The following is a 22,534-nucleotide window of genomic DNA, read 5'->3' as shown; positions in this document are numbered from 1 at the left end:
TCCGGAACATTCCGTTAGAATTGGGGTCGAACGTGGCCGCGCTTGATTCGGACGGCCGTGCGACAGAACGAACCTTGGTAAAGAGGTGACAGGGGCATGAGCCAGATAGAAGACTTACAACACCGCATCATGGCCGCGATGGATCGGATCGGAACGGGTGTCGAAGCGTTGCGCAAGGCGGCACCGGGTGACGGCGGTCAGGATACGGGCCTGCAGGTGGCACTAGAGGACGAGCGGCTTGCCAATGCCCAGTTGGAAGAGCGCCTGAAATCTCTGAAGGAACGGCATCAGCAGGAAGTTGACGCCATGCGCGTCGATATGGAGCAATTGCGGGCGGCCTCAGGCCCCGGCGCGGAAGCGGACGCGCTACGCGAGCAGTTGTCTGAGGCGACGGCAAAGCTGGCCTCGGTCGAGGCTGCACGGGCGGAACTGGCCGAAGCGAAGGCGGCGCTGGATAACTCGGAAGAACTGGATGCGTTGCGGGCTGAGAATGAGAAGCTGCGCGGCGATCTTGAGGGCAGGGAAGATGCAGCCCCATTGCGAGCCGAGTTGCTGGAAGTCAAAGGGTTGCTGGAGCAGGCACAACAGATTGAGGCCGAGAACAAGCGGCTTAAGCTGGAACTGGCCGATACTGAACGGGTTGGCGATCTGACCGCCGAACTTGACATGCTACGCGCCGAGCGGGCGAGCCATGGGGCAGCAATGTCGCGGCTGGATGATGATCTGCAGCGCATGCGCAAAGCCAATGATCAACTGCGCGACTCGGTCGAAGAACTGCGCGCGGCGGCAGAGGACGGCATGGCGGATGCCGAGTTGCTGAACCGGGCCACTGTGGCCGAACTGGAAGCGACACGTGCGGCTCAGGCCACTGATGCGGCCGAGGCGCAGGCGGTGCTGGCCCGGCTGGAACCGCTGCTGTTGCATGCGAAACTGGCGGAAGGTGAGGTAGAGTAATGCCCGAAGTAACCATTCACATCGGCGGGCGCGGCTTTGACGTGTCCTGCCAGGACGGGGAAGAAACCTTTCTGCAGGCCGCAGCCAAAATGCTGGATGACGAGGCGCAGGTGCTGTCAGACCAGATCGGACGCATGCCGGAATCGCGAATGCTGCTCATGGCGGGCCTTATGCTGGCCGACAAGACCGCAGCGACCGACGACAAGGTCGTGGCGCTTGAGGCGAAACTGGCCGAGGTTGAAGCGGAATTGCAAACGCTGCGCAGCGCACCGGCACCTGAACCCGAGCGGGTCGAAGTGGCCGTGGTCCCGCCGTCCGTGACGGATACGCTGGCGGAACTGGCTGCGCGGGCCGAGGCGCTGGCGTCGGTTATTGAAGAAAAGTCTGCGCAATGAGACGGGCGCTTGCATCAGCCAGCGGTGTGTTGGCGGTGGCGTCTGCCACGGCAGCGCTGGCTGAGATCGACATCCTGTCGGTGACGTTCACGTGTGAGAACGGGGTTCCGTTGCCGGTCACCTACTTTAATGCGGCGGATGGCTCTAGTGCTGCGGCGACTATGGTCGACAACAATCTTGTCGCCATGCGTCAAGTGCGTAGCGGGTCCGGCATCCGGTATGAATCCGTTGGCGGCCAGGGTACGTATATCCTGCGCTCGAAAGGTTGGGACGCGTCGATCAGCTTCGTCGGGGCGGACAGCGCCGCCACCGAACAGTTCATCTTTAAGGAGTGTTCCAGCCAATAAGGCCGGATCACGCGTTGGCTTCGCGGATTTTGTCCGCCGCTTCCTTGTTGTAGCCGACGCCGTTCTCGTCGAACAAAGTGTCCAACTCGCCCGACAGGGTCATCTCGGTGATGATGTCGCAGCCGCCGACAAATTCGCCTTTGACGTAAAGCTGAGGAACGGTCGGCCAGTCCGAATAATCCTTGATGCCTTGGCGCACGTCCTCATCCGCCAAAACGTTCACGTCTGCGTAATCCACGCCCATATAGTTCAGAACACCAGCCACACGCGACGAGAACCCGCATTGCGGCATATCCTTGGTGCCTTTCATATAGAGCACCACATCGTTGGCTTTGACGGTTTCGTCGATCTGGGTTTTCACGTCGGTCATTTCGCGTTTCCTTTGCTCTTCGGCATCATTGCTTTGGCGTAGTCTTGTGGGTCTCTTGGAATATGGGTCTGCGCCGAGCTGATAGCGCCGTCATGTGAATTGTAGAAAGAATGGAGAAGATGTTTTCCACGTCCGGGCTGGGACCCTCGTTTAGATTTGCGTCCAGTCTTTGAATGGTTCCATGCTATTAGCGCAATCAGTAGTACAAAGACGGAAACTGCAATTAGAACTATGATCACATGTTCCATATTACTCCGGGGCTTTGGTGGTCAGCGCCAAGGCGTGCAACTCGCCATTTGGGCCGTCCATCTTGCCTTTCAAGGCCGCGTAGACCGCGCGCTGCTGCTGAACCCGGTTTTTGCCGCGAAAGCTTTCGTCCACGACCATGGCGGACATATGCACGCCATCCTGCCCGCCCACCTGAATTTCGGCATCAGGGAAGGCTTCGCGCAGCAGGGTTTCGATTTCGTGGGCGCTCATCGGCATGTAGGTTACTCCTGAAAGTCTTTCCCAAGATGTAGAGCGATGCATCGAGGCGTGCAAGATGGCTCTGGGGCGCTGAACCGGGAATTCCCGCGCCCGGTGACGCGCGCAGGATTTCCGTATTTGGAACGAGAAGAAGCCCGTGGGATCAGGCAACCGCTGCGGCGAAACTGTTCCGGAAGGTCTCGGTCAGGTCAGCCAGCGCGGCTTCGGAGGCGCCGATCTTGACGTTTTCGCCGGTGAACCGGCCCACCGAGACCAGTGGAACGCCCGCCTGTCCGGCGGCGATCATCAGCGCCTCGGCCTGATCGAAGTTGCAGGCGACCAGATAACGGGCCTGATCCTCGCCAAACAGGAAGCCGGTCGAGGCGTCGTCGAGGCAGACGCCCACGCCAGTAGCCTCGGCCAGTTCGAAAGCGGCGAGCGCGAGGCCTCCATCGCCCAAATCGGTGCAGGCCTTGATCATCTCGCGGTTGGCGCGGATGAAGTCGCCGTTACGCTTTTCCGCATCCAGATCGACATGGGGGGCGTCGCCGTCTTCGCGGTTGAACACCTCGGCCAACAGGGCGGATTGTCCCAGATGGCCGGTTGTTTCGCCGATGACCAGCGCGACGTGGCCCTCGCGCACCTCGTTGCCGATGATTTCGTCGGTGCGGGCCAGCAGGCCGACCGCGCCGATGGTGGGGGTGGGCAGGATCGCCTGACCGTCAGTCTCGTTGTACAGCGAGACGTTCCCCGACACGATTGGCATATCCAGCGCGGCAACGGCCGCGCCGATGCCTTTTATAGCGCCGACGAACTGGCCCATGATCTCGGGCTTTTCGGGGTTGCCGAAGTTCAGATTGTCGGTCGTGGCAAGCGGTTTTGCACCAACAGCCGTCAGGTTGCGATAGGCTTCGGCCACCGCCTGCTTGCCGCCTTCTTCCGGGTTGGCGCGCACGTAGCGGGGCGTCACATCACTGGTGAAGGCCAGAACTTTGTCGGTGCCGTGGACGCGCACCATGCCCGCGCCCAGACCCGGCGTGCGGGCGCTGTCGGCCATCACCATGGTGTCGTATTGCTCATAAACCCATTGTTTGCCTGCATAATTGGGCGAGGCGAGCAGGGCGCGCAGCCCGTCGATCGGGTCGATCTGCGGCACGTCGGACAGGTCTTCGGCCTGCGGGGTGGGCTCCCATGGGCGGTCGTATTCGGGCGCGGTCGAGGACAGTTTCGACAGGGGCAGGTCGGCTTTGATCTCGCCGTTATGCATGATCAGGAAGCGGTCTTCGGCGATGGTTTCGCCGACGATAGCGAAATCAAGGTCCCATTTCTCGAACACGGCGCGGGCTTCTGCCTCAAGCTCGGGTTTGAGGACCATCAGCATGCGTTCTTGTGACTCGGACAGCATCATCTCGTAGGCCGTCATGTTCTCTTCGCGTTGGGGAACGGTTTCCAAGTCCAGACGCACGCCCAAACCGCCTTTGTCGCCCATTTCCACAGCGGAACAGGTCAGGCCCGCCGCGCCCATGTCCTGGATCGAGATCACCGCGCCGGTTTGCATCAACTCCAGCGTCGCCTCCATCAGGCGTTTTTCGGTGAAGGGGTCGCCGACCTGAACGGTGGGGCGTTTTTCTTCGATGGTGTCGTCGAATTCCGCCGAGGCCATTGTTGCGCCGCCAACGCCGTCGCGGCCCGTCTTAGCGCCCAGATAGACGACAGGCATACCAACGCCCGAGGCAGCCGAGTAGAAAATCTTGTCGCTGTCGGCCAGACCGGCGGCAAAGGCGTTCACAAGGCAGTTGCCGTTATAGGCGGGGTGAAAGCGCACTTCACCGCCCACACAAGGCACGCCGAAGCAGTTGCCGTAGCCGCCGATGCCTTCGACCACCCCGTTCACCAGCTGACGGGTCTTGTGGTGACCGGGCTCGCCGAAGGACAGCGCGTTCATCGAGGCGATGGGGCGCGCACCCATGGTAAAGACGTCGCGCAGGATGCCGCCCACGCCGGTTGCCGCGCCCTGATAGGGTTCGATGTAGGAGGGGTGGTTGTGGCTTTCCATCTTGAAGACCACCGCCTGACCATCGCCGATATCTACAACGCCCGCATTCTCACCGGGGCCGCAGATCACCTGAGGACCCGAAGTGGGCAGGGTGCGCAGCCATTTCTTCGAGGATTTGTAGGAACAATGCTCGTTCCACATGGCCGAAAATATGCCAAGCTCGGTGAATGTCGGCTCGCGCCCGATGATCCCTAAGATCATGTCGTACTCTTCGGGTTTCAACCCGTGGGCGGCGATCAGATCCGGTGTGATGGCTGGCTCTTGCATCCTGTTTCAATCCCCGAGATGGCAATGGTTGGCGCCTTTTAGGGGAAGGGGCCGTCTGTGGAAAGGGGCAAGTGACCGCAGAGTGACTTGGGCAAAGAAAAACGGGCCCCGGCGCAAAGTCAGGGCCCGTTGAGTGAGAGCAACAAAGGGGATCAGGCTGGTGCCTGACCTTTGTTGACGGCGTCGGCTGCCGCCGCACCAGCTGCGGCTTTCTGTTCGTCGGTCAGGTGATCGACGTCCTCCAGCCCCGGAATGGCCACGCGCACCTCGCGGCGGGCGAAGTCGATGCCGTTTTCCTTGAACGCGGCCTTGACCCGGTTGAAGATTTCCTTGCGCAGCGTGAACTGCTTGCCCGGTTTGGCCATGAACTTGCCCCGGATGATCATACCCACATCGTCGAAGTCGAACACGCCTTGCGACTTGAAGGGCTGCAGGAAGCCTTCCTTGTGGGTCTCGTCTTCCATCATCTCGGCACCGATCTTCTTGAAGATCTTCTTGACCTTGTTGGGATCAGTATCGAAAGGCACGGTGAATTTCAGCTTCATGATAACCCAGTCGCGGCTGTAGTTCGTCAGCTTCTGAATCTCACCGTAGGGAATGGTGTGCACCGGCCCACGGTGGTGGCGCAGCTGCATCGAACGGATCGAGATTTTCTCGACCGTCCCGGTGGTGCCCCCAACATCGACATATTCACCCACACGGAACGCGTCGTCGATCAGGAAGAAAATCCCCCCGACGATATCTGACACCAGCTTTTGCGCACCGAAACCGATAGCAAGGCCAAGGATACCGGCACCGGCCAGAAGCGGCGTGATGTCCAGACCCAGGGCCCCAAGCGCCAGCAGTACGAAGATCACCGCAATGGCCACCTGAGCGGTCACCCGCAGCAACGGCAGCACCGTCGCCAGACGCGATCCACCGGACCCGCCGCCTTCGCCAGCTTCTTCATCAGGGCTTTGGGCCGCCGTATGCTCTTTGGCCAGACGACGGTTGATCCAGAGCGAAACGATCTCGTTCAGGATGTAGCCGACTGCAATGATGATGAAGAACTGGATCAGTCGGCTGCCGTCTTCTTCCCTACCGCCTGCAATTTCCTGCAGGTCCAGGTTCCAGGCCTTGGCGATCATCAGAATTACCAGAATGCCCGCCAGAACCCGGCCAATGCGGATATAGCTGCGTTTGGTGGATTTATAGGCGCGCTCCGCCACCGAACCTTCGCCCAACATGGGCGGCTGAAGATGGCGGACCAGACCGCGGATCAGCGTATCCAGGGCCGGGGCGATCAGCAGCCAGAACATGGTGGTGAAATGTGCCCCCTTGACCAGCAACGCCAGGGACCAGGGGTTGCGCTGCGCCACAATAAACTCGACCAACAGCCAGATCACCGCTGACACGCCAATGGCAAAGTAAGGGTAGTAGTGCGCGACCTCCTCGTCGAACTTGGTGTGATCGGGGTCGGTGCCCAGCATCATCTGTGACAAGCCTTCGCGCGCCTTCCACGCGATCACGCCGATATAGATGTGGATCGCAGCGTTCAGCCAGAACCCGATCCGAGTCTCGCCGGACGTGATGCCATTCAGCCTGTTGAAGTGAAGCAGGAACAGGGTGAAACCGATCAGGATCAGCAGGCCAATCAGGTTCCGGTGCAGGTATTTCGCCCAGTGATCATCAATATTGACCAGCCGGTAATGCGGTTTGCTGGGGGCCAGAACAAAACGCGAGGCGGCGGCCCCAAGTCGCGGAACCCAGATCAGATAGAAGACGAACGGCGCAGCATAGGTGATCTGTTCCGTTGTCAAAAGGCCGCGCCCGACCGCCCGGATGACCACGTAAAACACGATCAGCCCGGCAATTTCACGGCAGAAGCGACCAAACAGATAGCGGACTGCGCCCCAAAGGTCGTTCTCGTCATCGACTTCGGTCTGGACGTGCCAGCGGCGTGTCAGCAATTCAAACAGCTTTTCCGCGACGAAGCCGACAACCAGAACACTTAGAACCAGACCCATCAGGGCAAACACTTGGTTGGTGCCAAAGGCTCCGGTGAAATTCTCGACCGCACGGGCTTGCGCGCTGAAGATATTGGGGATGGTAACAATGACCTGGGTCCATGATGCCACCATTTCAGCCCAAATCTCGTTGATCTCGGTGATTGGGTCCTCGCGTTCCTCAGCCTCTGCCGCATTTTTCTCGGCAACGGCGTCCAGACGTTCCAGCAGGATGGATCGGACTTGGTCGTCGGACATTCTGGCGACCAGGTCGTCAACCTGCTCGGGCGTCAGATCTTCGGGGATGCTAATGGTCGCTGGTGCGCCGGAACCCGAAGTTGCACCGACTTGCGCGTGCAGAGTTCCCGTGAAAACCACCAAAGACAGCACAGCCATCAACAGGCGAAATGGATGGAACATTGAATTTGCCCTCGATCACGAAAAATTTGATTGTTTTTCGGGATCATAGAGGGAAGCGCGAGGCTTTCCCAGAGTTTTCAACGCACGGCAGGCAGGCAAATGCCAAAAAAAAGGCCGAGCACTAAGCTCGGCCGTAGTCCAACAGGGAGGTATGAAGAAGATAAGCGTTTCAGCATCATCGTCTTCGAGTGCTCATTTAGGGTGCAGTTTGTGAACGTTCAAGATTAATTAGACTGAACTTCAGGCATGTCCGCTATGCTTTCTGTGCATAGCTATAGTTTTCCCATCTGTTTATTCTGCTTGCGTTGTTCAATAATTTCCGCCTGAACGAAGTCGCGGAAGGCTGCAACGCGCTGCGAATGGCGCAGTTCTTCGGGATAAGCCAGGTAAACGGGCACGTCCGATCGTTCCGCCTCTGGCAGGATCGGGACAAGATGCGGGAAGTCCTGCGTGACATAATTTGGCAGAACACCGATGCCCAGATTGTGCAGTACGCCCTGCAGAACGCCGAAATAGTTGTTTACCGTCAGCAGCGAGACGGGGTTGAACGTCATCAGATGCCGGACCATCGCCGCGCTGGCCCCGACCTGCGGCGCTGCAGGCGTCTGGCAGATCAGCCTGTGATCCTTGATCTCTTCCGGCGTTTTCAGCGGTCCGCCGCGTGTTTCGAGGTATTCCTGCGTTGCGTATAACTGCATCTGGACTGTCATCAGGCGTTTGCGGACCAGATCCGCCTGGCTCGGCTCTTTCATACGGATCGCCACGTCGGCCTCGCGCATCGGCAGGTCCAGAACGCGTTCTTCGAGCATCAGGTCGATGTTGAGGTCGGGGTACTGCTCGTAGAGCTTGGGTAGGCGCGGGGCCAACCACAGGGTGCCAAAGCCAAACGTGGTTGTGACCCGCAGAACGCCGAATACCTTTTCTTCGCTGTCACGGATGCGGGCGGCGGCGGCGTCCAGTCGTTTGGACATGGCCGAGGTCGCATCGAACAGTAACTCGCCCTGTTCGGTCAGAATCAACCCGCGCGCATGACGGTGAAACAGGGTCGCGTCGAGTGATTCTTCCAGCGCGCGGATCTGACGGCTCACGGCGGATTGAGACAAATTGAGCTTGTCGCCCGCGTGGGTCAGGCTGCCCGCATCGGCAACCGCGTGAAATATTCTAAGCTTGTCCCAATCCATCGCCGCAACTTTCGTTATCCCCGGGAACGCCTATATGAAATAGGTAACAAGTTCTACATTCAAAGGATGAAATCGTTACGATTCAGAGGGCAATGGCTATACAGGTCAGCTTTTATGACCTAAAATGAGCAGAAATGTAGCACACTGATCTGACGAGGGGAGGCGTCTGATGAGCCAGCCAAAGATAACGTTGAACGACCGGTTCGATTTGTCGAAAAACCCCATTCTTCTGAACGGAACGCAGGCGCTGGTCCGCTTGATGCTGATGCAGAAGGCACGGGATGTGAAGGCCGGGTTGAACACCGCCGGTCTTGTGACCGGCTATCGCGGTTCGCCCCTTGGCGCGGTGGACCAGCAGATGACACGCGCGCAAAAGCAACTGACCGAAAGCGATGTGATCTTTCAGTACGGGCTGAACGAGGATCTGGCCGCCACCGCGTTGTGGGGCAGCCAGCAGGCCGGGCTAAGGAATGACGGCAAGTTCGACGGGGTTTTTGGCCTGTGGTACGGCAAGGGCCCCGGCGTGGACCGGTCTGGCGACGTGATGCGGCACGCCAATATGGCGGGTACAGCGCAACACGGCGGTGTGCTGATGGCGATGGGAGATGACCACACGGGCGAAAGCTCGACCGTGTTGCATCAGTCCGAATGGTCACTGGTCGATATGTATATGCCCGTGGTCAGCCCGGCCGGCGTGCAGGAGATTCTGGATTTCGGCATTTATGGCTTTGCGCTCAGCCGGTTCGCGGGGCTTTGGGTCGGCCTGAAGACGATGAAGGACACGATCGAGGTCACCTCGGTCGTGGATGGCAGCCCGGACCGGATGAAGCTGGTGACGCCCAAGTTCGAAATGCCCGAGGGCGGGCTGAACATACGTCTGGGCGATACGCCGCATCTGCAGGAAGGGCGGATCATCGATTACAAACGCTTCGCGGCTGAAACGTTTTCTCATGCCAACAAGCTGGACAAGCGGGTCTGGGGCAAGCCCGGTGCCAAGATCGGGTTCGTCGCGGCGGGCAAGAACTGGCTGGACCTGACCCACGCCATGTCATTGCTGAACATCGACGGGGATGAGGCCGAGCGGCTGGGGATCACAACATACAAGATCGGCCAGACCTTCCCGCTGGATATGGCCGGTTTCCACGATTGGGCCGAGGGGCTGGACCTGATCGTCATCGTCGAAGAAAAGCGCAAGCTGATCGAGGTGCAGGTCAAAGAGGCGATCTTTGACGACCGTCGGGGCCGCCGCGTATACGGCTGGTACAAGGGCGGGGCAGGCGCGCTGCATCGCGAGGAATTGTTCCCCACACGCGGCGCTTTGGACCCGATCATGATTGCCGAAAAGCTGGGCGAGATTCTGATCGAAGAAGGCCGCGACACTGACGGCGTACGCGCCGGTCTGGCGAAACTGTCCGAGGCACGCCGGGCCGATAATGCTCAGGAAATCGCGACGCGCCTGCCGTTCTTCTGCTCGGGCTGTCCGCATAACAGCTCGACCAAAGTGCCGGATGGCAGCCGCGCCTATGCCGGGATTGGCTGTCACTACATGGTGCAGTGGATGGACCGCGAGACCACCGGTTTCACCCAGATGGGCGGCGAAGGGGTTAACTGGGTTGGTGAGGCTCCATTCTCGACCACCAAGCATGTGTTCCAGAACCTGGGCGATGGTACGTATAACCACTCGGGCGTGCAGGCGATCCGGGCGGCGTTGTCGGCGGGTACAAACATCACGTTCAAAATCCTGTTCAACGATGCGGTCGCCATGACTGGCGGGCAGGACAACGAGGGCGATCTGACCGCAGAACGCATCGTGGCCGAGGTCAAGGCGATGGGCGTGCAACATGTTGCTGTGGTTTACGACGAGAAGGAAGACGTGAACTTCAAGGCTCTGCCTGCCAGTGTCGAAACCTTCGAACGTGCCGAATTGATGCAGGTTCAGGAGAAATTCCGCGAGATCGAGGGCGTCTCGGTCATAGTTTATATTCAGACTTGCGCCGCCGAGAAACGCCGCCGTCGCAAACGGGGAGAGTTTCCTGATCCGGACAAGCGGGTGTTCATCAATACCGACGTCTGCGAGGGCTGCGGCGATTGCGGTGTGCAATCGAACTGCGTGTCGATTGTGCCGAAACAGACCGAGTTGGGCCGTAAACGGGCGATTGATCAGTCGAGCTGCAACAAGGATTTCTCGTGCCTCAATGGCTTTTGCCCGTCTTTCGTGACGCTGGAAGGCGCGAAAATCCGCAAGGAAGCGACGACCGAGATTGACCTGCCGGACCTGCCGATGCCCGTGCTACCTGAAATCAAGGGCACGCATAACGTGGTAATCACCGGGGTCGGAGGCACTGGCGTTGTGACGCTGGGTGCGGTTCTGGCGCAGGCGGCGCAGATCGACGGCAAAGGCGCAGGTATGATGGAGATGGCCGGGCTGGCCCAGAAGGGTGGCGCGGTGCATATCCATTGCCGGTTGGCCAACCACCCTGACGATATCAGCGCCATCCGGGTTGCGACCGGCGAAGCCCATGCTCTGATCGGTGGTGATCTCGTTGTATCTGCGGGCGCGAAAACTCTGGGCCTGACCCGGACTGGGCAGACCGGTGCCGTGGTCAACAGCCACGAGACTGTCACCGGTGATTTCACCCGTGATACCGAATTCCGCATTCCCAAGGATCAGTTGGAACTGGCGCTGCAGGCGCGGCTGAAAGACGGGCTGTCCCTGTTTGACGCCACCGATCTGGCGCGCGCTGTGATGGGCGATTCGATCTATTCGAACATGATGGTCTTTGGCGCGGCGTGGCAGCGGGGCTTTCTGCCGGTCAGACATGACGCCATCATGCAGGCGCTTGAACTGAACGGCACGGCGGTCGAGCGCAACAAACGCGCCTTTGACATCGGTCGCTGGGCCGTGCTGCACCCGGATCAGGCGCAGGCCATTCTGGCACCGTCAGTGACGGAAATACCGAAGACACTGGAGAAAGTGATCGACTTCCGCGCGCAGCACCTGACCGGGTATCAAAGCGCCCGGCTGGCCAAACGCTATCGCAAGCTGGTGGAGTCGGTTCAGGATACCGAGGTGCGTGAGGCCTTGGCCAAGGGCTATCACAAGTTGCTGTCCTACAAGGACGAATACGAGGTCGCGCGCCTGTTGCTGAGCAGCCGCGAGAAGGCAGCAGCCGAGTTTGACGGCGACTTCAAAATGACCTTCCATCTGGCACCGCCGTTTCTGGGCGGAACCGGCGGTAACGGCAGGCCGCGCAAACGGGCGTTTGGCGAATGGATGCTCAGCCCGTTGAAAGTGCTGGCAAAACTGAAAACCTTGCGCGGCACTCCGCTGGACATCTTCAGCTATTCGGCGGAACGCAAGATGGAACGCGCATTGATCCGGCAATATGAAAAGGACATGCAGCAGGTTCTGCCTTTGTTGTCCGACACCACACGCGACGCGATTGCGGCTTTGGCCCGCTTGCCGCTGGACATTCGCGGCTTCGGCCCGGTTCTGCGGGAAAACGAGGCAAAAGCTGCTAAACGGCGCGAGGAATTGCTGGCGATCATCCACAGCGGAGGGCCCGAATTACGCGCGGCGGCAGAGTAAAATCGTCACAAGTCTGTCACGGTATCTAGGCAAAATTGTCACCTAAAACTATATTGCAGGCAGCCAACCGGAGACCAAAATGCCCTCGCGCCGTCATGCCGTCCGTGACATTTCCTATGCCTATTCCGCCGAAACCAAGGGCGGGCGGATGATAATCAAGCTGATGGAGAACACGACGGGCCGCATGCGCTTGATCAAACGCGCGGACGGGTACGAGAAGGACGTAGCCAACGGGCGCGACTTCTGGTCAGTCATGGTGGAACGCTATGGCCTGACGCTGGATGTGGCGGGGGGTGCGCTGTCGATTATCCCGAAGGATGGCCCTCTGATCCTGATCGCGAACCATCCTTACGGCATTCTGGACGGGTTGATGATGGGGCACATGCTGTCCCAGACCCGCGGCGATTTCCGCATTCTCGCAAATCACGTGTTCCGCAAGGCCGAGGACATCAACAAGATCATCCTGCCGATCTCGTTCGATGAGACGCGCGAGGCGATGAAGTTGAATTTGGAAACAAGAAAAACCGCGCTGAACTATCTGGGTGAGGGCGGCGCAATCGGTATCTTCCCCGGCGGCACCGTCAGTACGGCGGTCAAACCGTTTGCGCATCCGATGGACCCGGGCTGGCGCGGCTTTACCGCGCGGATGGTTGCGAAATCCAACGCGACCGTGGTGCCGGTATTCTTCGACGGCCACACCTCGCGCCTGTTTCAGATTGCCAGCCATCTGCACAACACGCTGCGCATGGGCCTGCTGATCAAAGAGTTCAAAAAGCGGGTCGATACGCCGGTGAAAGTGGTCATCGGCGAACCCATCGGGCGTGACGTTCTGGACCCACTAAGCAAGGATACGCGCAAGATGATGGATTTCCTGCGCAAAGCCACGTATGAGCTGTCTCCGAAGACTTTGAAGTCCTATGACTATGGCTATGAATTTGAGGAACGGCATCGCGCCTGAAGGGGCAAATGGCAGTAGGTATTTTTGATTCCGGTTTGGGCGGGTTGACCGTCTTGAACGCCGCGCAGAACCGTCTGCCGGACGTTGATTTTCTGTATTTCGCAGACAGCGCGCATGCGCCGTACGGCGTGCGCGATGCCGAGGATATCTATCAACTGACCCGCAAAGCCGTACAGGAACTTTGGAACCGGGGCTGCAATCTGGTGATTCTGGCCTGCAACACCGCAAGCGCCGCCGCCCTGCGCCGTATGCAGGAAGAGGGCGTGCCCAAGGGCAAGCGAGTGCTGGGTGTGTTTGTTCCCCTGATTGAGGCGCTGACCGAACGGGAATGGGGCGATAACTCTCCGCCGCGGGAAGTGGCAGTGAAGCACGTTGCACTGTTTGCGACGCCTGCGACGGTGTCCAGCCGGGCCTTTCAGCGGGAACTGGCGTTCCGGGCCATTGGCGTCGATGTCGAGGCGCAATCCTGCGGCGGCGTGGTGGATGCTATCGAGGACGGCGATATGATCCTGGCCGAGGCGATGGTACGCAGCCATGTGGATGCGTTGAAGCGGAAAATGCCCGAACCCCAGGCTGCGATACTGGGCTGCACGCACTACCCATTGATGGCGGAAACGTTTCAGGCCGCATTGGGACCGGACGTTCAGGTGTTCAGTCAGGGCGATCTGGTGGCGGAAAGCCTGGCCGATTACCTAGGGCGGCACCCGGACATGATGGGTGAGGGCCAGGGCGGTTTCCTGACAACCGGTAAGCCGGGCTTTGTCAGCGACCGGGCGACTCAGTTCCTCCGACGACAAATCACGTTCGCGGCTGCCTGACTTCGATCAAGGACGGCCCAATACTCTTTCCTTACTTCGTAGACCGTCGCATCGGCGGTCGTGATATGTGACACATGGAATAAAGAGGTCTGACATGACCCATAAAATCGCAATTCTGGGCGCTTCCGGTTATACCGGCGCCGAATTGGTGCGGCTGATCGCCGAGCACCCGAACATGGACATCGTGGCGTTGGCTGCCGAGCGGAAAGCGGGCCAGTCGATGGCGCAGGTCTTCCCGCATCTGCGGCACATGAACTTGCCCGATCTGTGCAAAATCTCTGAGATCGACTTCTCGACAATCGACCTGTGTTTCTGCGCCCTGCCGCACAAGACCAGCCAGGAAGTGATCCGGGACCTGCCGAAGGACCTGAAGATCATTGACCTGTCAGCGGATTTCCGGCTGCGCGACGCCGAAGAATACGAAAAGTGGTACGGCAACCCGCACACCGCTTTGGACCAGCAGGACGAGGCTGTGTACGGCCTGACCGAGTTCTACCGGGAAGACATCCGCAACGCCCGGCTGGTGGCAGGAACCGGCTGTAATGCCGCGACCGGCCAATATGTGTTGCGCCCGTTGATCACCGCAGGCGTCATTGATCTGGACGATATCGTGCTGGACCTGAAATGCGCCGTGTCCGGGGCGGGGCGGTCGCTCAAGGAAAACCTGCTGCATGCCGAACTGAGCGAGGGTTCCAACGCCTACGCGATTGGCGGCACCCACCGTCATCTGGGCGAGTTCGATCAGGAGTTTTCGGCCCTGGCGGGGCGGACTGTTCACGTTCAGTTCACACCGCATCTGATCCCCGCGAACCGGGGGATTCTGGCAACGACTTATGTGAAGGGTGATCCGCAAAGCATCTATGAAACACTGTGCCGGGCCTATGAGGCCGAGCCGTTCATTGAGATGCTGCCGATGGGCGAAGCGCCCTCGACCCACCACGTGCGCGGATCGAATTTCTGTAATATCGGAGTGGTGGCGGACCGGATTGAACGCCGCGCTATCGTAATTGCGGCATTGGATAACCTGACAAAAGGTAGCAGCGGGCAAGCCTTGCAGAACGCCAACCTGATGTTAGGTGAAGATGAAACTCTGGGCCTGATGATGGCCCCGCTGTTCCCGTGAGGATGAGATGAAAACGCTCAAGAAACGTCGTCGTGTGCAGGTCATTCTGGTGGCTGTCGTTGCCCTGGTGGCCTCGACGGCGTTGATTGGCTGGGCTTTGCAGGACGGAATCAACTTCTTCCGCTCACCCAGCGAGGTCATCGCCGAGCCGCCCAAACCGACCGAGGTGTTCCGCATTGGCGGGCTGGTCGAAGAGGGCTCGATTGTGCGCGGTCAGGGTGAAACCGTGCATTTTGTGGTGACGGATGGCGGAGAAAGCGTACCCGTGGCCTTCACCGGTGTGTTGCCTGATCTGTTTTCTGAAAATCAGGGTATGGTTGGCACTGGCAGCTACGTGAACGGCGTGTTTGAAGCCACTGAAATTCTTGCGAAACATGATGAAACATACATGCCGAAAGAGGTCGTGGACGCGCTGAAGGAACAGGGCATCTATCAGGAACCCGGCGAGGGCTGAACGCAGCTGCGCTGCGTGCCTCCGGCGGAGGTATTTTAAACAGAAGAAGAGGGGCGTTGCGTGCGGTGTGCAGGCAGCGCCCTGTTTCGTTTCCGGTCGTTAAGGATTTTGCGGAACATTTTGCAGCACCAACATCGGGGGTGACATGCAGACGGTTCGGCAGATTGCGAGAGAGATTGTGGCCCGTGAAGGCGGGTTTGTGGATGATCCCGACGATCCGGGCGGGGCGACGAAGTTTGGCGTCACCATTCATACGATGCGCAGGCTTGGGCTGGATGTGACCAAGGACGGAGTTGTGGACCATGCCGACGTTCGGGCGCTGAGCCAGCGGCAGGCAGTCGACATATTTGTCCGGCATTATTTCGAACGGCCGCGTATTGCCTCGTTGCCCGACGCGCTGCAGCCTTCGGTTTTCGACATGTATGTGAATGCAGGAGGGCAGGCCGTTAAGATTCTGCAGCGGTTGTTGCGCGACATGCGGTTCGATGTGTCAGTCGATGGCGTCATCGGGCCGCAGACCGCTGCGGCATGCGACAGGGCTGCACACCCGGACGCTGTAGCCTTGCGGGACGCTTATGGCGTGGCGCGACGGAATTATTACTTCCGGCTGGCCGACAACCGGCCCGCTGCGCGCAAATTTGCGCGATCTCGTGCGGGTGGCAAAGGGGGCTGGATCAAGCGGGCCGAGGAGTTTCTGTCGCCTCGTTACCATCTTGATGACACACAGTTTCAAAGAAGGGTTGCGGGATGGGACTGATCTCGGGCGTGTTGGCGTTGTTGTTCGGTGGCGGGCGCAATGTCGTGCGGGAAACCGCTGAAATCTTTCGTGAAAATTCCGAGGCGGATGCAGAACGGGGCGCGGTTTTGCAAAGCCGTGCAATGAACCAATTCGGAGCAGAGTTTCGGATTGCCAACAAAGGTGGTTTTGATCGTTTCATGGACGGGGTCAACCGGCTGCCCCGGCCCGCGCTGGCGCTGGGAACGCTGGGATTGTTCGCCGCAGCAATGATCGACCCCATCTGGTTTTCCGCCAGAATGCAGGGCATTGCGCTGGTGCCCGAACCGCTTTGGTGGTTGTTGGGCGTGATTGTCTCGTTCTATTTCGGCGCACGACATCAGGCAAAATCGCAGGATTTTCAAAAGGAAATCACGACGACGCTGCAGAGGACGCCGCAGGTTGTCGCTAATCTGGAAGCATTGGAACGGATGCGCAGCGATAGCCTCGGTGCGGCGTCCGCAGGCACTGATGCGCAGCTTGCGATGGATGTAACGGGGCCTGACGCGAACCCGGCATTGGAAGACTGGCGTCGCCTGCACAGGGCATAATCCGCGACACTATGTGTCTCTGAATCGGGTGAAAGTTAATGGCGTTTCTGCCGCCCCCGGAGTATATCCTTGGGCATGATTACAGAGCTCGGTCACTTCGCCCTTATCCTCGCGTTTTTTGTAGCGATTGCGCAAAGCGTGGTGCCTCTGATCGGGGCGGCGAAACGCTGGGCGGGATGGATGGCCTTTGCCGAGCCGGCGGCGATTTTGCAGTTTCTGCTGACGGCCTTTTCCTTTGGGGCGCTGGTCTGGGCGTTCATGTCCTCGGATTTCTCGCTGCGGATCGTGGTCGAGAACAGCCACTCCGCCAAGCCGATGCTGTACAAGATCAGCGGCACATGGGGGAACCATGAAGGGTCGATGCTGCTTTGGGTACTGATTGTGACCCTGTTTGGCGGCATGGCTGCGTTTTTCGGTGGTGGATTGCCGCCCACGCTAAAGGCGCGGGTTCTGGCGGTGCAATCGGCGGTTGCTGTGGCGTTCTTTGCATTCATTTTGTTCACCTCGAACCCGTTTGACCGGCTGGCTGTTGCGCCGTTTGACGGGCGCGACCTGAACCCGTTGCTGCAGGACCCGGGTTTGGCGTTCCATCCGCCGTTCCTGTATCTGGGCTATGTCGGTCTGAGCATGGCGTTCAGCTTTGCCGTGGCTGCGTTGATCGAAGGGCGCATTGATGCGGCCTGGGGCCGGTGGGTCAGGCCTTGGACTTTGGCTGCCTGGGTGTTTCTGACCATCGGCATCGCACTTGGGTCCTGGTGGGCCTATTACGAGCTGGGCTGGGGTGGCTTCTGGTTCTGGGACCCGGTCGAGAACGCCTCGTTCATGCCGTGGCTGCTGGCGGCGGCGCTGTTGCATTCGGCCATTGTGGTCGAAAAGCGCGAGGCGCTGAAAAGCTGGACCATTCTGCTGGCCATTATCGCATTCGGGTTCTCCTTGATTGGTACATTCATTGTGCGCTCGGGCCTTCTGACCTCGGTCCACGCCTTCGCGAATGATCCTGAGCGTGGGGTGTTTATCCTGTTTATCCTTGTTTTCTTCATTGGTGGCGCACTGAGTCTGTTTGCAGCCCGAGCGCAGGCGATGGAGGCAAAGGGCGTCTTTGGCATGGTTAGCCGGGAAAGCGCGCTGGTGGTGAACAACGTTTTGCTGGCCGTCAGTTGCTTTGTCGTATTTGTCGGAACGATGTGGCCGATGGTGGCCGAGATGATGTTCGACCGGAAACTTTCGGTTGGGGCTCCGTTCTTTAACGCAGCCTTTACGCCTTTCATGGTTTTGTTGGGCATCGTCTTGCCGATCGGTGCCATGCTGCCGTGGAAACGGGGCAGGCTGGGAAAAACCGCGTGGTCGCTGCGGTATGCTTTTGGGTTGGCACTGGCACTGGCGTTGCTGGTCTGGGCCATGCAGTCCGGGCGAAGTGCCTTGGGGCCGGTGGGCCTGTTTCTTGGCGCGTGGATCACGTTTGGCGCGCTTATCGATCTGTGGAGCCGTACGGGCCGCAAAGGCAGTCTGAAACGACTGTTCCGGCTGCCCGGTGCGGATTGGGGCAAGGCGGTTGCTCATACGGGGCTCGGCGTGACTATCTTCGCCATCGCTGGCCTAACGGCTTGGGAGGTCGAGGATATCCGCGTCGCGCAACCCGGCCAGCCTTTTGAGGTTGGGCAGTTCACGCTGACCCTGCAGGATGTGCGACGGGTTCAGGGGCCGAACTATTTCTCGACAACCGCTGATGTTCTTTTCGAGAAATCGGGGCGTCCTATCGGTACTCTGCATCCTGAGAAACGGGATTACCCTGTAGCGCGCATGCCCACGACCGAAGCCGCAATCGACTATCGGTTCATGCGCGATCTCTACGTGGTCATTGGAGATCAGCAGGCTGATGGCGGCTGGGTGATGCGAACGTATATCAAACCCTTTGCGAACTGGATCTGGGCAGGCTGTCTGATGATGGCACTTGGCGGTATTCTAAGCTTGTGCGACCGACGTTTCCGCGTTGCGGCTGGCGCGCGCAAGGCCCCGTCTGGCGGAGTGCCTGCGGAATGAAGCGCTTGATCCTGTTGCTGATGCTGCTCGCCACACCTGTTTTGGCGGTGCAGCCTGACGAAGTGCTGGACGATCCGGTCCTTGAACAACGGGCGCGGGACCTGTCCACTGGGTTACGTTGTCTCGTCTGCAGGAACGAAAGTATTGACGAAAGCAACGCCGGTTTGGCGCGCGATCTTCGCCTGTTGCTGCGGGAACGTTTGGTGGCGGGCGATACGGATCAAGAGGCGATTGCCTTCATCGTCGACCGCTACGGCGAGTATGTGCTGCTGAAGCCCAAGACCACTGGATCGAACCTGCTTCTCTGGCTGGCCGGTCCGATCATGTTGCTGATCGCGGCGGGGCTGGGCTGGAACTTTCTGCGCGGGCGCGCGAAGGTTCATGAAGCCGGTGACGCGGACAAGCTGAACGACGAAGAGAAAGAGCGCCTTCGCCAAATTCTCGAAGACTGACGCCGGGTTCGCCTTTCCCTTTGAGGGTTTATCGGTCAGGATTTGTCAAAACTGACCGCAAGGGACGCCCGGAATGGACTATGAGACGATCCTGCTGGAGATCACGGACGGGTTGGCCGTTCTGACGCTCAATCGCCCCGACAAGATGAACGCGCTTACCACGCAGATGCGGGCCGAGATTACGCACGGCATGAAACACGCCGCACGCCATGCGCGGTGCATCGTACTGACCGGGGCGGGAACTGCGTTTTGTTCGGGTCAGGATCTGGGTGATGCGTCCTCGACCGGGAAGATAGACCTTGAGCGGTCTTTGCGCGACGAATATGAGCCGATGCTGGAAACCATCCATGACAGCGCGGTGCCGACCATCGCCGCCGTCAACGGACCGGCGGCGGGGGCAGGGGCCAATCTTGCGCTGTGCGCGGATGTGGTGATCGCAACCGAAAGCGCCTATTTTTTGCAGGCCTTTGTCCGGATTGGCCTGCTGCCGGATGCGGGCGGTACATGGTTTATGCCGCGTCAGATGGGGTTGGCCAAGGCGATGGGTGCCGCGCTTTTCGCTGACAAGATCACCGCAAAACAAGCAGATGAATGGGGCCTGATCTGGGAAGCGGTTGCGGATGAGGATTTTGCAACCCATTGGCGCAAGCGGGCCGAGTATCTGGCAAACGGCCCGACCGCAGCATTCGGCGCGATCAAGCAGGCGTTGCGTGGGACGTATGAAAGCACCTTGCACCAGCAACTGGCGACCGAGGCGCATTTGCAGGGCGAATGCGGGCGTTCGCGCGACTTTGCCGAGGGCGTCGTGGCCTTTATGGAAAAACGCCCCCCGAAGTTCGAGGGGCGCTAAATCGCTCAGGCGCGGCGGCGGCGGCGTGTGCGCCGTTCCGGCATCGCGTCTTCCTCGGTGCCGTCCGAGGCGGATGAGAACGGGCCAAGCGCATTTGTGATCTGATCCAACGTGGGGCGATCCGAACGTGGCGTGGCATCCAGCGCATCGCGCATTTTCCGGATATGGGCGGGCATGGTGCCGCAGCAGCCGCCGATGATCGTGGCACCGGAATCCCGCGCCATAACCGCGTAGTCCGCCATCAGGTCAGGTGTTCCGTCATAGTGAATGTGCCCTTCCACATATTTCGGAATGCCCGCATTGCCTTTCGAGATCAAAGGCCGCTCGGTCCCTTGCGCCACAAAGCCAAGAACCGTGCGCAGAATGTCCGACGCGCCGGTACCGCAGTTCGCCCCGAATGCAACCGGCGGATTGGGCAGGGTTTCAACCAGCAGCGCCAGATCAGCCGAGGTTACACCCATCATCGTGCGTCCGGCGGTGTCGAAGCTCATCGTGCCGCACCAGGGCATGTCGGCCAGGGCAAAGGCCTCGGCCGCGGCGCGGAACTCTTCTGGGGCGCTGATGGTTTCGAGCCACAGGACATCGGCACCGCCGTCTTTCAGCGCCTCGGCCTGTTCATGGAACATCTCGACCGCTTCCGTGTGAGACAGGCTTCCGATGGGCTCCATGATCTCGCCAGTTGGGCCGACCGACCCAGCCACGATCACGGGGCGTCCGGCGGCATCGGCAATCTCGCGGCCAAGCTCGGCACCAATACGGTTCAATTCACCAACCCGATTCTGCGCATCGTGCAGTTTCAGCCGTGCTGCCGTGCCGCCAAAGGTGTTGGTCAGGAACAAATCACTGCCCGCATCGACAGATCCTTTGTACAGCGCGCGGATCTTATCCGGCGCATCCACGTTCCACAGTTCGGGCGCGTCTCCTGACTGTAGACCCATGTTGAACAGATTGGTTCCGGTTGCCCCGTCGGCCAGAATGGCGTCTTTGGTTTCCAGCAGTTTGCTCAGTGCGTTTGTCATTGGAGCAGTCCAAAAAATAGGCGCAATACGCCATTAGAAAAAGAGACGCCCCGTGTCTCATGACCGGGGCATCAAATCAAATTCATAAAACTCATGAAGATCATGAGTTTTACATTCCGGGTGTCAGATTTCGTCTTCGGCCATCACCTGTTCTTTGGCTTCGACCAGCAACTCCGCCATCTTTTCGCGGATCTTGGCTTCATCAGCCAGATCCCCGAGATAGCCCATTACGGCCTCGACCACGTCGTCCTCGCTGACGCTTTGCAGATCGGTTTTGACCAGTTTCCGACCATAGGCGCGCGCTTTTTCAACGGGTTCGCCTTTCAGGGTCGAGGCCCAGACAGCCAGGAACCGGTTCCGGCGCATCCGAGCAATGAACTGCATCTTTTCATCATGGGCAAACTTGTTTTCAAACGCCGCTTCACGTTCGTCAAATGTGGTCATTGGTTGGGGACCCCTTGGGTTACATCTTATTATCTGATGATATGACTATAGCCGGTCGCGTGCGCAAGGTATTTGCGCTGCGTCAAAGCTTCTCTGCCTGCTGAACTTGCGGGAAAGGGGGGCTTGGACTATGAGGGCGCCAACGCCGAGGGACTCATTCCCTCGCACCAGATCGGAAGGGTCGCTTATGGCGCGTCGCAAGAAAATCTACGAAGGCAAGGCCAAGATCCTGTACGAAGGCCCCGAACCGGGTACCATCGTTCAGTATTTCAAGGACGATGCCACCGCCTTCAACGCCGAGAAAAAAGACGTGATCGACGGCAAGGGTGTTCTGAACAACCGCCTGAGCGAGTTCTTCATGGACGGCCTGAACCAGATCGGTGTTCCGACCCATTTCATCCGCCGACTGAACATGCGCGAACAACTGGTCCGCAACTGCGAAATCGTGCCGCTAGAAGTAATCGTGCGCAACTATGCCGCCGGGTCTTTGTGCAAGCGTCTGGGCATTGCTGAGGGAACCCAACTGCCGCGTCCGATCATCGAATATTGCTACAAGGACGATGCATTGGGTGATCCGCTGGTGTCGGAAGAACACATCGCCGCCTTTGGCTGGGCCAGCCAACAAGACATGGACGATATCCTGAGCCTCGCCCTGCGTGTGAATGATTTCATGAGCGGCGTGATGCTGGCCGTGGGCATCCGCCTGATCGACTTCAAAATCGAAATCGGCCGCGTGTTTGAAGGCGATTTCCAGCGCCTGCTTGTGGCGGATGAGATCAGCCCCGACAGTTGCCGTCTGTGGGACATCGAGACCGGGCAGAAGCTGGACAAGGACGTGTTCCGCCGCGATCTGGGAAACCTGACTGACGCTTATTCCGAAGTTGCGCGTCGTCTGGGCGTTCTGCCGAAAAGCAACGTGACCAAGCCGACACTGATCAACTGATCCGCTTCACGTCGAGATAAAAGGAAAAGCGCCGCCCGCAGCAGGTGGCGCTTTTTCTTTGCCGCGCACTCTCTA

At 59.3% G+C, this 22,534-nt stretch carries 21 protein-coding genes; 14 read left to right on the top strand and 7 right to left on the bottom strand.

The features are described 5' to 3' along the window. The first annotated feature begins 96 nt into the window (after nucleotides 1-96). From ACR0NJ_RS09985 to ACR0NJ_RS09975, 3 genes are read left to right on the top strand one after another with little or no spacing between them, the layout of a single operon-like run. The gene (locus ACR0NJ_RS09985) at nucleotides 97-954 is read left to right on the top strand and encodes a hypothetical protein (protein ID WP_480816977.1); all 858 of its coding nucleotides are present in this window, start codon (nucleotides 97-99) and stop codon (nucleotides 952-954) included. Then, nucleotides 954-1,349, top strand: coding sequence for a cell division protein ZapA (locus ACR0NJ_RS09980; RefSeq protein ID WP_480816976.1), 396 nt, complete (start codon nucleotides 954-956; stop codon nucleotides 1,347-1,349). The genes ACR0NJ_RS09985 and ACR0NJ_RS09980 overlap by 1 nt, the downstream gene beginning before the upstream one ends. Beyond that, entirely contained in the window at nucleotides 1,346-1,696 is a 351-nt protein-coding gene (locus ACR0NJ_RS09975; RefSeq protein ID WP_480816975.1) for an MliC family protein, read from the top strand. Before ACR0NJ_RS09980 ends, ACR0NJ_RS09975 begins: the two co-directional genes overlap by 4 nt. A 7-nt stretch (nucleotides 1,697-1,703) precedes the next feature. Here the strand turns inward: ACR0NJ_RS09975 and grxD are convergent, their stop codons facing one another. The 5 genes from grxD to ACR0NJ_RS09950 form a co-directional block, all read right to left on the bottom strand. Next, nucleotides 1,704-2,066 carry a Grx4 family monothiol glutaredoxin gene (gene grxD, locus ACR0NJ_RS09970; RefSeq protein WP_480816974.1) on the bottom strand — a complete coding sequence of 121 codons (363 nt, stop codon included), beginning with the start codon at nucleotides 2,064-2,066 and terminating at the stop codon, nucleotides 1,704-1,706. Between the two features lie 249 nt (nucleotides 2,067-2,315). Further along, complete coding sequence (locus tag ACR0NJ_RS09965; RefSeq protein WP_480816973.1) at nucleotides 2,316-2,552, bottom strand: BolA/IbaG family iron-sulfur metabolism protein; 237 nt, start codon at nucleotides 2,550-2,552, stop codon at nucleotides 2,316-2,318. A gap of 145 nt (nucleotides 2,553-2,697) precedes the next feature. After that, the gene (gene purL, locus ACR0NJ_RS09960) at nucleotides 2,698-4,857 is read right to left on the bottom strand and encodes a phosphoribosylformylglycinamidine synthase subunit PurL (protein ID WP_480816972.1); all 2,160 of its coding nucleotides are present in this window, start codon (nucleotides 4,855-4,857) and stop codon (nucleotides 2,698-2,700) included. Nucleotides 4,858-5,009: 152 nt separating this feature from the next. After that, nucleotides 5,010-7,262 (bottom strand): mechanosensitive ion channel family protein, encoded by a 2,253-nt coding sequence (locus ACR0NJ_RS09955; protein ID WP_480816971.1) that lies wholly within the window; start codon nucleotides 7,260-7,262, stop codon nucleotides 5,010-5,012. Between the two features lie 272 nt (nucleotides 7,263-7,534). After that, nucleotides 7,535-8,443: a LysR family transcriptional regulator gene (locus ACR0NJ_RS09950; protein ID WP_480816970.1), complete on the bottom strand. Its 909-nt coding sequence runs from the start codon at nucleotides 8,441-8,443 to the stop codon at nucleotides 7,535-7,537. 169 nt (nucleotides 8,444-8,612) lie between these two features. Between ACR0NJ_RS09950 and ACR0NJ_RS09945 the strand changes: the two genes are divergently transcribed. The 10 genes from ACR0NJ_RS09945 (at nucleotide 8,613) to ACR0NJ_RS09900 (ending at nucleotide 20,053) form a co-directional block, all read left to right on the top strand. Next, nucleotides 8,613-12,032: an indolepyruvate ferredoxin oxidoreductase family protein gene (locus tag ACR0NJ_RS09945; RefSeq protein ID WP_480816969.1), complete on the top strand. Its 3,420-nt coding sequence runs from the start codon at nucleotides 8,613-8,615 to the stop codon at nucleotides 12,030-12,032. Between the two features lie 79 nt (nucleotides 12,033-12,111). Further along, entirely contained in the window at nucleotides 12,112-12,990 is an 879-nt protein-coding gene (locus ACR0NJ_RS09940) for a lysophospholipid acyltransferase family protein (protein ID WP_480816968.1), read from the top strand. A gap of 8 nt (nucleotides 12,991-12,998) precedes the next feature. Continuing rightward, nucleotides 12,999-13,808 carry a glutamate racemase gene (locus ACR0NJ_RS09935; protein ID WP_480816967.1) on the top strand — a complete coding sequence of 270 codons (810 nt, stop codon included), beginning with the start codon at nucleotides 12,999-13,001 and terminating at the stop codon, nucleotides 13,806-13,808. Between the two features lie 94 nt (nucleotides 13,809-13,902). Further along, a complete protein-coding gene (gene argC, locus ACR0NJ_RS09930; RefSeq protein ID WP_480816966.1) occupies nucleotides 13,903-14,931 on the top strand; it encodes an N-acetyl-gamma-glutamyl-phosphate reductase in 1,029 nt (342 codons plus the stop codon). Nucleotides 14,932-14,938: 7 nt separating this feature from the next. Beyond that, on the top strand, nucleotides 14,939-15,385 hold the full coding sequence (gene ccmE, locus ACR0NJ_RS09925; protein ID WP_480816965.1) for a cytochrome c maturation protein CcmE: 447 nt from the start codon (nucleotides 14,939-14,941) through the stop codon (nucleotides 15,383-15,385). A gap of 145 nt (nucleotides 15,386-15,530) precedes the next feature. Further along, nucleotides 15,531-16,142: a holin-associated N-acetylmuramidase gene (locus ACR0NJ_RS09920; protein ID WP_480816964.1), complete on the top strand. Its 612-nt coding sequence runs from the start codon at nucleotides 15,531-15,533 to the stop codon at nucleotides 16,140-16,142. After that, entirely contained in the window at nucleotides 16,133-16,711 is a 579-nt protein-coding gene (locus ACR0NJ_RS09915; RefSeq protein ID WP_480816963.1) for a holin family protein, read from the top strand. Before ACR0NJ_RS09920 ends, ACR0NJ_RS09915 begins: the two co-directional genes overlap by 10 nt. A gap of 75 nt (nucleotides 16,712-16,786) precedes the next feature. After that, complete coding sequence (locus tag ACR0NJ_RS09910; RefSeq protein ID WP_480816962.1) at nucleotides 16,787-18,751, top strand: heme lyase CcmF/NrfE family subunit; 1,965 nt, start codon at nucleotides 16,787-16,789, stop codon at nucleotides 18,749-18,751. Continuing rightward, complete coding sequence (locus tag ACR0NJ_RS09905) at nucleotides 18,748-19,203, top strand: cytochrome c-type biogenesis protein (protein ID WP_480816961.1); 456 nt, start codon at nucleotides 18,748-18,750, stop codon at nucleotides 19,201-19,203. Before ACR0NJ_RS09910 ends, ACR0NJ_RS09905 begins: the two co-directional genes overlap by 4 nt. A gap of 73 nt (nucleotides 19,204-19,276) precedes the next feature. Beyond that, nucleotides 19,277-20,053, top strand: coding sequence for an enoyl-CoA hydratase-related protein (locus ACR0NJ_RS09900; protein ID WP_480816960.1), 777 nt, complete (start codon nucleotides 19,277-19,279; stop codon nucleotides 20,051-20,053). Between the two features lie 5 nt (nucleotides 20,054-20,058). Here ACR0NJ_RS09900 and bmt read toward each other — a convergent pair whose 3' ends face one another. Beyond that, a complete protein-coding gene (gene bmt / locus ACR0NJ_RS09895; protein WP_480816959.1) occupies nucleotides 20,059-21,072 on the bottom strand; it encodes a betaine--homocysteine S-methyltransferase in 1,014 nt (337 codons plus the stop codon). 123 nt (nucleotides 21,073-21,195) lie between these two features. After that, complete coding sequence (locus ACR0NJ_RS09890; protein WP_480816958.1) at nucleotides 21,196-21,516, bottom strand: DUF1476 domain-containing protein; 321 nt, start codon at nucleotides 21,514-21,516, stop codon at nucleotides 21,196-21,198. 187 nt (nucleotides 21,517-21,703) lie between these two features. Between ACR0NJ_RS09890 and purC the strand changes: the two genes are divergently transcribed. After that, nucleotides 21,704-22,459 carry a phosphoribosylaminoimidazolesuccinocarboxamide synthase gene (purC, locus tag ACR0NJ_RS09885; protein WP_480816957.1) on the top strand — a complete coding sequence of 252 codons (756 nt, stop codon included), beginning with the start codon at nucleotides 21,704-21,706 and terminating at the stop codon, nucleotides 22,457-22,459. Nucleotides 22,460-22,534: the final 75 nt, after the last annotated feature.

The sequence above is a fragment of the Ruegeria sp. F11 genome, from assembly GCF_056533855.1.
Note: the sequence above shows the minus strand (reverse complement) of the source record. Positions and strands in the feature narration are given on the sequence as shown.

Excerpts from the sequence above, each read along its gene's own strand:
- ACR0NJ_RS09935 (WP_480816967.1), top strand. The coding sequence starts at position 12,999 with ATGGCAGTAGGTATTTTTGATTCCGGTTTGGGCGGGTTGACCGTCTTG.
- ACR0NJ_RS09915 (WP_480816963.1), top strand. The coding sequence starts at position 16,133 with ATGGGACTGATCTCGGGCGTGTTGGCGTTGTTGTTCGGTGGCGGGCGC.
- ACR0NJ_RS09910 (WP_480816962.1), top strand. The coding sequence starts at position 16,787 with ATGATTACAGAGCTCGGTCACTTCGCCCTTATCCTCGCGTTTTTTGTA.
- argC (WP_480816966.1), top strand. The coding sequence starts at position 13,903 with ATGACCCATAAAATCGCAATTCTGGGCGCTTCCGGTTATACCGGCGCC.
- ACR0NJ_RS09945 (WP_480816969.1), top strand. The coding sequence starts at position 8,613 with ATGAGCCAGCCAAAGATAACGTTGAACGACCGGTTCGATTTGTCGAAA.
- ACR0NJ_RS09905 (WP_480816961.1), top strand. The coding sequence starts at position 18,748 with ATGAAGCGCTTGATCCTGTTGCTGATGCTGCTCGCCACACCTGTTTTG.
- ACR0NJ_RS09965 (WP_480816973.1), bottom strand. The coding sequence starts at position 2,552 with ATGCCGATGAGCGCCCACGAAATCGAAACCCTGCTGCGCGAAGCCTTC.
- ACR0NJ_RS09985 (WP_480816977.1), top strand. The coding sequence starts at position 97 with ATGAGCCAGATAGAAGACTTACAACACCGCATCATGGCCGCGATGGAT.
- ACR0NJ_RS09975 (WP_480816975.1), top strand. The coding sequence starts at position 1,346 with ATGAGACGGGCGCTTGCATCAGCCAGCGGTGTGTTGGCGGTGGCGTCT.
- purC (WP_480816957.1), top strand. The coding sequence starts at position 21,704 with ATGGCGCGTCGCAAGAAAATCTACGAAGGCAAGGCCAAGATCCTGTAC.
- ACR0NJ_RS09890 (WP_480816958.1), bottom strand. The coding sequence starts at position 21,516 with ATGACCACATTTGACGAACGTGAAGCGGCGTTTGAAAACAAGTTTGCC.
- ACR0NJ_RS09920 (WP_480816964.1), top strand. The coding sequence starts at position 15,531 with ATGCAGACGGTTCGGCAGATTGCGAGAGAGATTGTGGCCCGTGAAGGC.
- purL (WP_480816972.1), bottom strand. The coding sequence starts at position 4,857 with ATGCAAGAGCCAGCCATCACACCGGATCTGATCGCCGCCCACGGGTTG.
- ACR0NJ_RS09940 (WP_480816968.1), top strand. The coding sequence starts at position 12,112 with ATGCCCTCGCGCCGTCATGCCGTCCGTGACATTTCCTATGCCTATTCC.
- ACR0NJ_RS09900 (WP_480816960.1), top strand. The coding sequence starts at position 19,277 with ATGGACTATGAGACGATCCTGCTGGAGATCACGGACGGGTTGGCCGTT.
- ACR0NJ_RS09955 (WP_480816971.1), bottom strand. The coding sequence starts at position 7,262 with ATGTTCCATCCATTTCGCCTGTTGATGGCTGTGCTGTCTTTGGTGGTT.
- ccmE (WP_480816965.1), top strand. The coding sequence starts at position 14,939 with ATGAAAACGCTCAAGAAACGTCGTCGTGTGCAGGTCATTCTGGTGGCT.
- bmt (WP_480816959.1), bottom strand. The coding sequence starts at position 21,072 with ATGACAAACGCACTGAGCAAACTGCTGGAAACCAAAGACGCCATTCTG.
- ACR0NJ_RS09980 (WP_480816976.1), top strand. The coding sequence starts at position 954 with ATGCCCGAAGTAACCATTCACATCGGCGGGCGCGGCTTTGACGTGTCC.
- ACR0NJ_RS09950 (WP_480816970.1), bottom strand. The coding sequence starts at position 8,443 with ATGGATTGGGACAAGCTTAGAATATTTCACGCGGTTGCCGATGCGGGC.
- grxD (WP_480816974.1), bottom strand. The coding sequence starts at position 2,066 with ATGACCGACGTGAAAACCCAGATCGACGAAACCGTCAAAGCCAACGAT.